Consider the following 13,714-nt stretch of genomic DNA (forward strand, 5'->3'; position numbering starts at 1 on the left):
GGCCATGGCTGCTTATCTCGAATTCGTCTGAGAGGTGATGCTTAAGATGGTGCTCACGAAAGGAATCGAACCTTCGACCTCTTCCTTACCAAGGAAGTGCTCTACCGACTGAGCTACGTGAGCCGAGTTTTGCATTATGACATGAACTCGATACTATTCAAAGTTCATTCAATGGAGCGGGAGACGGGAATCGAACCCGCACCATCAGCTTGGAAGGCTGAGGTTCTACCATTGAACTACTCCCGCGCCGGGAATGTCACAACGTGAAACTGGTGGAGGGAGGTGGATTCGAACCACCGAAGGCGTAAGCCAGCAGATTTACAGTCTGCCCCCGTTGGCCGCTTGGGTATCCCTCCTTACCACCCCGTCCCGTTGCCGCCGAAGCGTTGCGGTGTGTGGTGGTGAGCCGCTTATTCTGCTGATGGGACGAGGGGCTGTCAACGCTTTTTTCCATCTTTTTCACACGTCGTCGCAAACCCATTGATACGCAAGGTTATTGCCCGGGAGCCGGCAGTGCTTCGCTGGCGAAAATTGCGACATGGGGAACGCCGTCGGCGCCGATCCAGCCCCGATACATGCCCTGGGTGTTGAACGGCGCGGCCATTTTTCCATCGGCGCCGAGCACGATCGCGCCGCCGTCGCCGCCCATCTGCGGAATCGCCTGGTTGATGACGCCCTTGCCGGCCTGCTCCGGCGTCTGCCCCTGGTAGCGCATGCGCGCGCAGATCTCGTGCGCGGCCGCGGTGCGGATGTAGTACTCGCCCCAGCCGGTGCCCGACACCGCACAGCGCGCGTCGGCCCAGGTACCGGCGCCGATGATCGGCGAGTCACCCACGCGACCGTAGCGCTTGTTGGTCATGCCGCCGGTGGACGTGCCGGCGGCCAGGTGCCCCTGCGCGTCCAGCGCGACCGCGCCCACGGTGCCGAAGTGCCTTGCGGTCTCCAGGTCGGCATGGGCCTGGCCGCTGGCCTCTTCCTTCAGTGCGCGCTGCAGCTGCTGCCAGCGCTTCTCCGTGCGGAAGTAGGAGGGATCCACCAGGGCAATGCCCTGCTCGGCCGCGAAGGTTTCGGCGCCCTGCCCGACCATCATCACGTGCCTGGACTTCTGCATCACGGTCTGTGCCAGCAGGATCGGGTTGCGCACCCGCTGCACGCCGGCCACCGCGCCTGCGGCCTGGGTGGCGCCGTCCATCACGGCGGCGTCCAGCTCGTTGTGGCCGTCATGGGTGAACACCGCGCCCTTGCCGGCGTTGAAGGTCGGATCGTCCTCCAGCACGGTGATTGCCGCAGTGACCGCGGCCAGCGCCGGGCGACCGGCCGCCAGTTCGGCATGCCCCTTCAGCAGCGCAGCGCGCAACGCATCACGCGCGGCCTTCTCTTCGGCCGGCGACAGGTCCCTGCGCTCGACGCCGGCGCCGCCGTGGATGACCAGCAGCGGCGAGACCGCTGGGGCGGCCTGGGCCAGCAACGGCAGGGACAGCAGCGCACACAGGGCCAGACGCAGTTTCATCGGGTACATCTCCAGCAGGACGAGGGAATGGATTGCAGGGTAGCGCCGGCCGCTGGCCGGCAAGGGGCGCATCGGGGAAGGTGAGTTGCCGGCCAGCGGCCGGCCCTACCGAAGCGTGAACTCAATTTCGCCATCGCTGATGTCGGCCACGGCCTGGTAATCGGCCTCGGCCTGGACGTCGTCCAGCCGCATGCGGCTGCCACTGGCGACCACCGTTACCGGCACGGCATGGAAGCGCAGGGGTTCGCCCTCGACCAGACGATCGGCACCGCGGCCGGGGCTGACCACCCAGACCCGGCCCTGGCCGTCGGCGCTGTAGACCTGTGCCTGGCCATCGGGCTCCACGCACAGGGCGGTGTCCTCGTCGACGCCGATGCCGACGATGCCGGGGTCGCCGCTCTCCAGCGCGGCACGGGCCACGAACACGATGAGGCGTCCGAGCCGGTCGCGTTTGTCGAAATGGGTGTCGGTGACCACGCGCTGCAGGTAGGGCATCTGCAGGAAGCCGCTGTCGAGGGTCACCGCGCGGCCCATCGGGTCGGCCAGGGCGCCGGCGGAGGTGATGCTGCCGCCGTCCATCGCGCCGTAGGCATAGCCCCCCAGGATGGCGAGCCCGGCGCTGGTACCGGCGATCGGCTTGCCGGCGCGCACATGCGCGTTGAGGGCGCGGTTGAGCGCGGTGCCCTTCCAGAAGCGGATGTAGCGCGACTGGTCGCCGCCGGCAATGAAGATCGCATCGGCTGCAGCCACCACCCGCAGCACCGCCGGATCGTCGGCGCCGCGACGGCTGTCGAAGACCAGGGTCTGCACGGCGGTGGTGCCGCCGATCTGGTGATAGAGACGGTCCTGCAGCTCGTCCTTGCCGGAGGCCCGCAGGATCAGCACGCGGCCATGGCCGGCCTGCTTCAGCCACCACTGGAAGGCCTCGGGCACCCATTCGCCACCGCCCATCAGCATCATCGCCGGTACGCGCGGACCGGGTCTCGGCGCATCCAGGTCACCCACTTCGTAGTAGGCGAAGCCCGGTCCCTGCAGGTCCTGGGCAGGGCTCGCGGACGGCCAGGCCAGGACCAGCGACAGCAGCCAGAGGAAGACACCGCGCCGGAGCCTGTAGAGGGGTCGCATCTTGATCTCCCTGAACAAAATCGACTTGCAAGCGTTTTCACTCTTTGCCAGATAGACACCCGGTAGTCAAGGACATGAAAAAGGCGTTAAATGCGCGCGCCCATTCCAGAAATATGAATGGGGGACAGGGCCCCTCCTCTGCGGGCCGGCATCATTTTTGAGAATTCCTCATGCGTAGACAGGCGATGGCGTGGTCGATCCAGCTGGCGTTGATGGGCGTGGCTGCTTCCGCGGCGGCCCAGGCACCGGCTTCCTCTTCGGTTCAACAACTGGACGCGGTGCAGGTCACCGGCTCGCGCATTCCGCGCGCCCAGGTGGAAGGCCCGGCCCCGATCACGGTGATCAACGCCGAGCAGATCCGCTCCAGCGGTTTCACCAGCGTGCCGGACGTGCTGCGTGCAATGACCCAGAACGGCGGTGAGACGCAGAGCCCGCAGTCTTCCAGTGGCGCCGACTTCTCGCCGGGCGCGCAGCAGGTGGACCTGCGCGGCCTGGGCCCGAACCATACGCTGGTGCTGGTCAATGGCCGCCGCATCGCCGATTTCCCGATGCCGTTCAAGGGCCGCAGCAACTTCACCGATGTCTCCAACATCCCGCTGGGAATGATCGAGCGCATCGAAGTGCTGACCGGCAGCGCGTCGGCCATCTACGGTTCGGACGCGATCGCCGGCGTGGTCAACTTCATCCTGAAGAAAAAGGCGGACGGCACCACCATCGACATGCGCATGGGCACCACCACCGAAGGCGGTGGCGAGTCGTTCGACATGAGCCTGGCCAGCGGTTTCAGCCGTGGCAATTTCAACGCCGTCTACAGCGTCGAACTGCAGTCGCAGACCCCGCTGTGGGCCTATGAGCGTGACATCCAGGACTCGACCCAGGATGGCCCCACCGAGGGCTCGCGCATCGCGCGCCGTGCGTACCTGCGCACCGACTACAACGATGACTACCTGGACCCGGGCGCGGCCACCTGCGAAGCGCTGTCCGGCCAGAACCAGGGCAGCACCTATCGCGCCTATCGCCCGAAGTACGGCTACTACTGTGGCAGCGACAGCTCGATCGGCTATGGCACCATCCTCAGCAAGCGCCGCGGTGCCAACGGCTACGCGTCGCTGAGCTACGACTTCGACAATGGCCAGCAGTGGTTCGCGGACGTGCAGCTGGGTTACCACACGCTTTCGCTGATGCGCGACGTCACCAAGTGGGGCCGGATGGATGCCAACGGTGACGAGTCGGGCTACTTCAACAACGAAGCCACCGGCGAGATCGAGTTCTGGCAGCGCCAGTTCTCCCCCGAGGAAATGGGTGGCCTGCGCAATGCCATGGTGCGCAGCACGCAGAAGACCTTCAGCGTGACCACTGGCTTCAAGGGCAACCTGGCCGGCAACTGGGATTACGAAGCGGCATTGAGCCATTCGCAGTACCAGTCGCGGATCAGCTGGGCACAGATCATTGCCGCCAAGGCCAATGACCTGTTCCTCGGCCCGCAGCTGGGCGTGGATGACGACGGTTTCCCGATCTACAACGCCGACCCGTCGCGCCTGTACCGGCCACTGACCCGCGCCGAGTACGACTCGATCGCCGCGCGTACCACCTACACCCCGAAGTCGCGCACGGAGACCGCCGCCTTCACCCTGACCAATTCGGCCCTGTTCGCCCTGCCCGGTGGCGACGCCGGGTTTGCCGCGACCGTGGAAGTAGGCCAGCAGGCCTACTCGCTGAATCCCGATCCGCTGGCGACCGAGTACTACTACTACAGCTGGAAGGATTCGGACGGCAACGGTTCTCGCAACCGCTGGGCGACCGCTGCGGAGCTGCGCATGCCGCTGCACGAGACGGTCAACCTGAGCGTGGCCGGCCGCTACGACCAGTACCGCTATTCCGGTCACACCATCGGCAAGGCCACCTGGAGCGGCGGCCTGGAATGGCGCCCGATCGACACGCTGCTGGTGCGCGGTTCATATGGCACCGCGTTCCGTGCGCCTGACCTGCACTATGTATTCGCCGGCCCGGGCAACGACGAGACCAGCGCCGAAGACCTGTACAGCTGCCGCGCCGACGGTGCCAGCGACTGTGCCGACTACGAGCGCAACCTGATCCGCAGCCGCACCGGCAACCGCCAGCTCGACCCGGAAACCAGCACCTCGTGGAGCGCCGGCGTGGTCTGGTCGCCGGCGATCGGCCTGGACCTGTCGGTGGACTGGTTCGACATCGACATGCGCAACCAGGTGCAGGACATGGATGTGCGCACGATCCTGGCCAACGAAGCGAACTGCCGCCTCGGCAGCGCCGACGTCACCTCGCCGACCTGCGTGGACGCGCTGGCACGCATTACCCGCAGCAACGACGGGCGCCTGTATGGCGTGCGCGTGGAGCCGATCAACGTCGCCCGCGAGTCCACCTCCGGCATCGACGTCGGCCTGCGCTACCGCTTGCAGACAGGGATCGGCGATTTCATCTTCAACGGCACCCACACCTGGGTGAAGAAGCATGACTTCCAGCGCTACCCGGGCGACCGCAGCGAAGACCAGTTCGCAGTCAACAGCGGCTTCGACATCCCACGCACCAAGACCGGCCTGAGCGTGACCTGGGAAAAGGATGCGTGGTCGGCGACGGTGTACGGTTCGCGCCTGGGCAAGCTGCCGACCTCGGACAGCTACGACCAGGTGTTCGACTGGGACAGCGGTGACAGCCCGTACGTGATGGCAACCTACCGCTACAACGCATCGCTGCAGTACCGCGTCGACGACCATTCGCGCCTGTCGCTGTCGGTGGTCAATGTGTTCAACAAGATGCCGCCGAAGGACCGTACCTACACTGCATACCCGTACTACGACGTGTCCTGGTTCGACAGCGTGGGGCGCACGATCAACCTGCAGTACACCCACAAGTTCGGTGGCAGCGCTCTGTAAGCACCCGGCCAGCGCAGACACAGAAGACCCCCGCTCCGGCGGGGGTTCTTTTTTTCCGCCACCTGAACGGCGCCTGCGTGTGTGCTTCAGCCCGGCCCGGCCGCAGGGGATTTTAGGAAACGGCTGATTCCGCGCCTTCCGCGCCGCTCCCTAGCATCGTTGCATGTTCCGCTTTCCCCGCCCTTCGCTGCAGCAGACCGTGCCATCGGCCACCGCGTCGGTGCTGTTGCGCTGCCTGACCGTGTGCGTCTTCCTCTGCCTGGCTGCGGCGGCCGGGTTCTACCTGCTCACGGCGTTCACCGAGGACATCTCGACCCATCGCCGCGAGATGAATGCCGCCGCCTACAAGGCCCAGATCTATTTCGACCAGCGCGAAGCCCTGCTGCGGTACCTGGGCGATTCGGTGCTGGCCGGCCGCCCGGATGCGCCCACTGCGGACAGCGAAGGCATGCGCCAGGTGGCGCTGGATGGCCCCGGCGGCCAGCCGGGCCAGCGACTGTTGTTGTCGGCACGCGCCGAGCACACGCTGCAGGCGCTGCAGACGCACCTGCTGCTGGTCGATGCGCGAGGTGCACATTGGCTGGCCGGCGACGCGGTCGACGTCGACCTGGCGCGCCTGCCATCGCTGCGTGCACTGCAGGCGCGCAACGGCAGCCTGTCGGGCGCGGACCCGGTGTACTGGCTGCGCCCGGGTGAGCGTGGCGTTGCACTGGCAAAGCCGGTGCAGGCCGGTCCGCAGCCGGCGCAGTGGCTGGTACTGCTGCTTGATGCCGATGCAGCGGCGGGGATGATCGATGGCCAGGGCATCGGCGGTTACGCGCTGCTGGACCGTGCTGGACAGCCCGCACTGTCCAGCCAGGCGCCGCGGCTGGACCGCGCGGGCTGGACGACCCTTCAACAGCGCCAGAACGACAGCTTCGGCACGTTGTGGAGCGGCGGTCTGCCGCGTGGCGTGGCGCTGGTCAAGGGCGTCGGCACCGATGGCTGGCGGCTGGTCTACCACCTGCCGCCGCCACTGCTGCTGAGCGACCTGGCCGCGCCTCTGCTGGTCTGCCTCCTGTTGCTGCTGCTGGCCGGCGTCGCGCTGTACCTGCTGCAGCATCGCGTGGACCGCCAGTTGATCCAGCCGGCCCTGCAGCAGCACCGCCGGTTGCTGGAGAACCTGGATTTCAGTTCGACGGTGATCGACATGGCACCGGTCGGCATCTGCGTGCTGCGCCGCGACGACCGCGCGCTGCTGCTGTCCAACCAGCTGCTGCGTGACTGGCTGGGCGAAGAAGGCGAGCACAGCGACTGGCAGGCTCCGTGGCGCGGGCACGCCGGCGAACGCGGGCGTGGGCTGGAGTTCACCACCCGCGATGGGCGCCAGCTGCAGGTGCTGCACGCGGCCTGCCGCTACCAGGGCGACGACGTGCTGCTGTGCGTCTTCCATGATATTTCCCGGCACCGCCAGGCCCAGGCCGCGTTGTCGTCGGCGCGCCAGGCCGCCGATGCGGCCAACCAGGCCAAGAGCGCGTTCCTGGCCACCATGAGCCATGAGATCCGCACCCCGCTGTACGGCGTGCTGGGCACGCTGGAACTGCTGGGGCATACCGAACTGGATGCCCGGCAGTCGCAGTACCTGCGCACCATCGAGAGCTCCTCGTCGGTCCTGCTGCAGTTGATCAGCGACGTGCTGGATGTTTCCAAGATCGAATCAGGACAGCTCAGCCTGGAACCGGCGGCGTTCTCGCCGCGCGAACTGACCGAGAGCGTGCTGCGCAGCTTCGCCGCGTCGGCCACCTGCAAGGGTCTGCAGGTCCTGGTCTGCACCGATCCGCGCCTGCCGACGCGGGTGCTCGGTGATGCCGACCGCATCCGCCAGGTGCTGGCCAACCTGCTCAGCAACGCGATCAAGTTCACCGAGCATGGCCGGGTGGTACTGCGCGTGCGCCAGGTCCAGCGCGAAGGCGATTCGAGCGTGCTGGCCTGGCAGGTCACCGACACCGGCGTCGGCATCCCCGCTGAGGAGCAGGCACGCCTGTTCGAACCGTTCCGGCAGGTGCGCGGTGCGGCCAGCGCGCAGGGCACCGGACTGGGCCTGTCCATCAGCGACCGCCTGGTGCGCCTGATGAGCGGCGAACTGCAGGTGGTGAGCGAGCCGGGCCTGGGCAGCAGCTTCAGCGTCCGCCTGCCGCTGCCGGTCCTGGCCGCCGCCGAAGACGGGCCCGCGCTGCTGCCGGACCCGCCGATCCTGGTGCGCGGCCGCAACCGCGAGCTGGTCGACAGTGCCTGTGGATGGCTTCGTCGCTGGGGCGCCAACGCACAGCCCCTGCAGGGCGACCCGGCGTTGCTGGACCATGATGGCGCGATCCTGCTCGATGGCGAAGCCGGGATGCCGCTGGCGTGGACAGGACCGCGCGTGGTGGCGTCGATCGAGGGCGGTGACCAGCCGATCGTCGCGGCCGATGGCAGCCTGGTGGTGACCCTGCACGGCATGGCCGCGATCGGCAATGCGCTGGCCAACGTGCAGCGGCAACGTGCGGCGCAGCCGGAGCCCGCCCGCCTGGCGCCACCGATGCCGCTGGGCCTGCGCGTGCTGGCCGTCGAGGACAATCCGATCAACCGGGTGATCCTGGCCGAGCAGCTGCGCACCCTGGGCTGCGAGGTGGAGCTGGCCCAGGACGGCGTGGAAGCCCTGCAGCGGTGCCGCGATCAGTGCTTCGACCTGGTGGTGACCGACATCAACATGCCGCGCATGGACGGCCACGCACTGGCCCGCCAGCTGCGCGATGACGGCAGCCTGGTGCCGGTGATCGGCGCCACCGCCAATGCCACCGCCGAGGAACGCGAGCGCTGCCTGGCCAGTGGCATGCAGGGCTACCTGAGCAAACCCATCGACATCGCCCGCCTGCGCAAGGCACTCACCGCCCTGCGCCAAGGAGACCCCGCATGACCCAGCGTGTCCTGATCCTGGAAGACCAGGCCTTCCAGCGTGGCTTCCTGGCCAACCTGTTCGGCAGCCGCGCCGACGTCCAGGTCGATGCCTGCGAAGACGTCGAGGCGGCCATCGCGCTGTGTGCGTGCCAGCCCTACGACCTGGTGGTCAGTGACCTGCTGATGCCCGGGCAGGACGGCATCCAGTTCATCCAGGCCCTTGCGGCCCAGCCGCGTCCGCCGCGCCTTGCGGTGGTCAGTGCGGCGCCGCGGCGGATGATGACCTCGGCACGGCTCATGGCCGAATCGCTGGGGCTGGATGTGATCGGCCTGCTGCCCAAGCCGGTGGCGGCGGCCGACGTGGACGCCCTGTTCGAGGCCCTGGCGCAGGCGCGCCCGGCCGCCGGCGAGGTTCCCGCGCGCGCACCGGCAGCGCCCGAACCGGACGCATCCCAACTGCGCCAGGCCATGGCCGACGGCAGCCTGACGGCCTGGTTCCAGCCGAAGAAATCGCTGCAGTCCGGACGGGTGGTGGCGGCCGAAGCCCTGGTGCGCTGGCGCCATCCGCAGCTGGGCACGCTGGCCGCTGGCAGCTTCCTGCCGGCGATCTGCCGCCACGGGCTGGAGGGCGAACTGCTGCGGATGATGCTCAAGGCCAGCATCAGCGCACAGGCACGCTGGCGCAAGCAGGGCTTCCGGGTACCGGTATCGATCAACCTGCCGCCTCATCTGCTGGAACAGTCGGACCTGCCCGATGAACTGCTGGCGCTGACCCTGGCCCACGGCGGCAGCCCCGGTGAGTTGTGCTTCGAGCTGATGGAGAACAGCACCACGCGGCACGTCAGTGATTTCTATGCCGGGGCCTGCCGGCTGCGCATGAAAGGCTTCGGCCTGGCCCAGGATGATTTCGGGCAGGGCCTGAGCTCGGTCCACAATCTGGTCAATACCCCCTTCACCGAGGTCAAGATCGACCGCGCGCTGGTCAGCGGCTGCGCCCGTGATCCTGCCCTGCACCTGACCCTGTCGACGGTAATCGCACTGGCCAACCAACTGGGCCTGACCATCGTGGCCGAAGGCGTGGAAAGTGATGCGGACCTGGCCGCACTGCGCCAGCTCGGATGCAGCCAGGTGCAGGGCTTCCTGATCTCGCAGGCGCTGCCGTCGGACGAGTTCACCCGCCTGCTGGACGAGGAAGCGCCCTGTGGATGACCGCCTGCGGGCCGCGCTGCGCTGACGCCGGCTCCGCGGCGGCTTCACGAAACCATCAAGCGGCATTGATGATCCTGTCTGCGCTGCGGCGGGGGGACCTGTGCCGCTGCTGCTACCGGTGCCGCTGTGCGCCCCCTGCTCCGAGACCTGCCATGCCGGCCGAGGCCGCTCCCGTCCGCCGACTCGCCCGCCGCTCGCTGCGCGTCCATGCCGTGCTGATCGGCGTGGTGGCACTGGCGACCCTGCAGGCCGGACTGCTGCTGTCGGCCGGTTCGCAGCTGCTGAACGAAGAGCGCAGCAAGATCGAGTTCCACTTCCGCCGCCTGGACGGCACGCTGCGCGAGCAGGAGCGCTTCCTGCGCCAATGGCGGCTGCATGACGTCGGCATGCAGGGGCCACCGCTTGCCGATGCCAGCGGCGAACTGCAACACGGCCCGCTGTTCGCGCACTTTGCGATGGTCGGAAGCGAGGGCGCCAGCCCTTCGCCGCCGTCCGAACTGGGCAACCGTTTCCTGCGCTTCTATGGCACGTTCTGGTCGGCCTCGCGCTACCCACCGCCGCAATGCCTGCTGGTCAACGGCCAGGGCACGCGCGGGTTGCTGGCACCGGTGCAGGTCGGCCGTCATGACGCCGGCCAGAACAGCCCGCATCACCTGCGCCCGGCGATCGCCGACATCCACCGGGCGCTGGCCACGCGGCCCGCGCTGCGGCGTGGCGGCATCGCCTGGGTGAGCGTGCCCTGGCGCGACCGCCAGACCCGCCTGCTGGCCATCGCGCACGCGCCACAGGATGCGCGGCTATGGGGGGAGGATGGCCGGGATTCACAGGCCGCGCTGGCGTGCCTGCTGGATCCGGCGCGTGTTGATGACTACCGCCAGGTGCTGGGTGTCCCGGTGTTCCAGCGGCTGTCGCTGTTCGATCCTGAGGGCCAGCGCCTGCTGGGCGATGCCGCAGACGCCAGCGACACCGGCACCGCCACGCGGGCCGGCCTGGACGGCCTGCAGTTCCGCATGCGCAGCGAGCGCGGCTGGCAGGCGGTCTACCACGTCAGCTGGCGCCAGGTATTCCAGCACCCGCAGGGGCCGCTGCTCGGCGCGACGGTGGCGGCCCTGCTGCTGGCGCTGGGTGGCACGCTGCTGCTGCGCGCGTACCGGCGTTCGGTCATCGAGCCGCTGCGCAGCCACCACGCGCGCCTGCTGGAAAGCGAGGCCTTCAGCCGCACCATCCTGGACAACGCACCGATCGGGCTGTGCCTGCTGCGGCGCGACGATGGCACGGTATTGCTGGACAACGCCCTCGCCCGCCGCTGGCTGGGCGAGGACCATCACGCAGGCGGCTGGCATGGCCCCTGGCGGCAAAGCGTGCTGGCCGCTGGCGGCACCACCCTCGGCGACGGACTGGCCTACACCACGCCTGAGGACCGCCATCTGCTGGTGACGGCGACACCGGCGCGCTATCGCGGCGAGCCGGCGGTGTTGTGCCTGTTCATCGATCTCAGCAGCCAGCACGAGGCCGAACAGGTACTGCAGCAGGCGCGCCGCGCTGCCGACCAGGCCAACCGCGCCAAGAGCCAGTTCCTGGCCACCATGAGCCACGAGATCCGCACGCCGCTGTACGGCGTGCTCGGTACGCTCGAACTGCTGGGGCTCACGCCGCTGGATGCGCGGCAGCAGGAGTACCTCGCCACGATCCAGCGTTCGTCCTCGACCCTGATGCAGTTGATCAGCGACATCCTCGATGTCAGCAAGGCCGAGGCCGGACAACTGAGCCTGGAGCCCAGCCCGTTCGATCCGGTCCGGCTGACCGAAGATGCACTCGACTCGTACGCCGCCGCGGCCGCCAGCAAGGGGCTGCAGTTCTACGCCTGCATCGATGCCGACGTGCCCTCCAGGGTATGCGGTGACGCCGCACGGATCCGCCAGGTGCTCAACAACCTGATCAGCAACGCGCTGAAGTTCACCGACAGCGGACGCGTGGTGGTGCGCGTGTCGGCACGCTGGCAGGCACAGCGCTGCTGGCTGCAGTGGCAGGTGGCCGATACCGGCATCGGCATTGCCAGTGAACACCAGGCGCATCTGTTCGAGCCCTTCTTCCAGGCCAACCCGGGCACCGACGCGATGCGCGGCACCGGCCTGGGCCTGGCCATCTGTGCGCACCTTGTGGCGTTGATGGAAGGCCAGCTGCGCGTGGTCAGCGAGAGTGGCCTGGGCAGCAGTTTCAGCGTCGAACTGCCGCTGTCCCCGGCGCCGGCGGATCCGCAGCAATGCCCGGCACCGCAGTTGCCGGCGGGGCTGCAGGTACAGGTGCGCGGCAATGTGCGCGAGCTGGTGCAGTCGCTGTGCGAGCGCCTGCAGCAGCGCGGCGCGCACGCCGGCGCGTACCGGGAAGACAGCGCCACGGGCCTGCCAGCGGCTGCGGTACTGCTTGACCTGGTCCTGGACGGTCCGCTGCCACACTGGGCCGGTGGCGCGCGCGTGGTCGCCTGCCGCGACGGCGGCGTGCGGCCTCGGCAGATCGATGGCTTCTGGCAGGTGGGACTGCATCGGTTCGATGCGATCGTGATGGCGTTGGCCGCCGCCGCAGGCCAGCCGCTGGCGGCCAGTGCCAACGGACGCCTGCCCCTGCCGCGGCGCTTCGGCCTGCAGGTGCTGGTAGCCGAGGACAATCCGATCAACCAGGCCATCCTGCGCGACCAGCTGGAGCAGCTGGGCTGCCGCGCCGTGGTCGCCAGCGATGGCAATGAAGCGCTGGGCTACTGGCAGCAGGGTGCATTCGCGCTGGTGCTGACCGACCTGAACATGCCCGGCATGGATGGGTACGGCCTGGCCCGTGCCCTGCGCGCGCGCGGTGCCCGCGTACCGATCCACGGCGCCACCGCCAACGCCGACCCGGCCGAGCGACAACGCTGCCAGGAGTCAGGCATGCAGGGCGTACTGGTCAAGCCGATCACGCTGGAAGCCCTGCAGCGCCTGCTGACCCGGATCAGCCAGGGCGACGCAGGCGTCCAGGCGCTGCCGGAGAGCCCGGCCTCCGCCGATGCGCGCGATGATGATGATGCGCCACTGCAGGTTCCGGACAGGATGCAGGCGCTGTTCGTGCAGACCATGCAGGGCGACCTGGACAGCCTGCGCCAGGCGATCGCCGCCGCCGACTCCGCACGCGTGGTGCAGGTACTGCATCGCATCCGCGGCGCACTGGTGATCGTCGGCGCGCCAGCCCTGGTGGACCGCGGCCTGCAGATCGAACATGCGCTGGCGGGCGGCGCTGACCTGGCGACCCAGGCGGCCCCGCTTGCCGGCTTCCAGCGGCGCCTCGAACAACTGCTGCACCCCCTGCTTGACCCCGCATCCCCTTCCCTTCCCGACGACCCGGCCCTGCCATGACCACACGGATCCTCATCGCCGACGACCACCCGATCGTGCTTGCCGGCATCCGCGACGTGCTGGCCGGGGAACTGGACCTGGAGGTCGTGGGCGAAGCGGCCGACCCGGCGACGCTGATCGAGCTGATGACCCGGACCCGGCCACAGGCGGTGATCACCGACTACAGCATGCCCGGGGGTGATCACTTCGGGGACGGCATCAAGCTGATCTCGTTCCTGCGCCGCAGCTTTCCGGAGACACGCCTGCTGGTGCTGACGATGGTATCCAACCCGTCGCTGGTGGCGGCGATGTATGCCGCAGGCGCCGGCGGCGTGGTGCTCAAGAGCCATGGACTGGGCAGCCTGGTACAGGCCCTGCGCGTGGTGCTGGCCGACCGGGTCTACCGGCCCCCGGGCCTGCTGCCGGTAGACGCGGGTGAACCGGCCGATGCCGAGGCCGTGCGTGCGCGCCTGTCACCGCGCGAGCTGGAAGTGATCCGCCTGTTCACCGGCGGCATGAGCGTGGGCGAGATCGCACGACAGCTGCAACGCAGTGCCAAGACGGTCAGCACGCAGAAGATCAGCGCGATGCGCAAGCTCGGCGTGGACAGCGACCAGGCGCTGATCGAGTACTGCCTGCAGGCCTCGTTGTTCGCCTGAGACCGACTCCGGGCTGAATCGCGC

Annotated in this window: 7 protein-coding genes and 3 tRNA genes; 5 read left to right on the plus strand and 5 right to left on the minus strand. The window is 68.4% G+C overall.

The window, feature by feature from the left end:
* Positions 1-47: 47 nt before the first annotated feature.
* The 5 genes from LRM18_RS17365 to LRM18_RS17385 form a co-directional block, all read right to left on the minus strand.
* A tRNA-Thr gene (locus LRM18_RS17365) sits at positions 48-123 on the minus strand.
* A gap of 49 nt (positions 124-172) precedes the next feature.
* Positions 173-246 (minus strand) — tRNA-Gly (locus LRM18_RS17370).
* 24 nt (positions 247-270) lie between these two features.
* Positions 271-356: transfer RNA gene (locus LRM18_RS17375), tRNA-Tyr, on the minus strand.
* Positions 357-493: 137 nt separating this feature from the next.
* On the minus strand, positions 494-1,510 hold the full coding sequence (locus LRM18_RS17380; protein ID WP_049464674.1) for an isoaspartyl peptidase/L-asparaginase: 1,017 nt from the start codon (positions 1,508-1,510) through the stop codon (positions 494-496).
* Positions 1,511-1,615: 105 nt separating this feature from the next.
* Positions 1,616-2,635, minus strand: coding sequence for a cyanophycinase (locus tag LRM18_RS17385; protein WP_270955138.1), 1,020 nt, complete (start codon positions 2,633-2,635; stop codon positions 1,616-1,618).
* Between the two features lie 170 nt (positions 2,636-2,805).
* Between LRM18_RS17385 and LRM18_RS17390 the strand changes: the two genes are divergently transcribed.
* From LRM18_RS17390 to LRM18_RS17410, 5 genes are all read left to right on the plus strand, one after another.
* On the plus strand, positions 2,806-5,544 hold the full coding sequence (locus LRM18_RS17390; RefSeq protein WP_270955139.1) for a TonB-dependent receptor: 2,739 nt from the start codon (positions 2,806-2,808) through the stop codon (positions 5,542-5,544).
* Between the two features lie 163 nt (positions 5,545-5,707).
* Positions 5,708-8,479, plus strand: a complete 2,772-nt coding sequence (locus LRM18_RS17395; protein ID WP_270955140.1) for a response regulator — start codon at positions 5,708-5,710, stop codon at positions 8,477-8,479.
* Positions 8,476-9,669: an EAL domain-containing response regulator gene (locus tag LRM18_RS17400; protein WP_049464669.1), complete on the plus strand. Its 1,194-nt coding sequence runs from the start codon at positions 8,476-8,478 to the stop codon at positions 9,667-9,669. Before LRM18_RS17395 ends, LRM18_RS17400 begins: the two co-directional genes overlap by 4 nt.
* 152 nt (positions 9,670-9,821) lie before the next feature.
* Entirely contained in the window at positions 9,822-13,052 is a 3,231-nt protein-coding gene (locus tag LRM18_RS17405) for a hybrid sensor histidine kinase/response regulator (RefSeq protein ID WP_270955141.1), read from the plus strand.
* A complete protein-coding gene (locus tag LRM18_RS17410) occupies positions 13,049-13,690 on the plus strand; it encodes a response regulator transcription factor (RefSeq protein WP_064237720.1) in 642 nt (213 codons plus the stop codon). The genes LRM18_RS17405 and LRM18_RS17410 overlap by 4 nt, the downstream gene beginning before the upstream one ends.
* Positions 13,691-13,714: the final 24 nt, after the last annotated feature.

The sequence above is a fragment of the Stenotrophomonas sp. PI_27 genome (genome assembly GCF_027854495.1).
Taxonomy (GTDB): domain Bacteria; phylum Pseudomonadota; class Gammaproteobacteria; order Xanthomonadales; family Xanthomonadaceae; genus Stenotrophomonas; species Stenotrophomonas pavanii.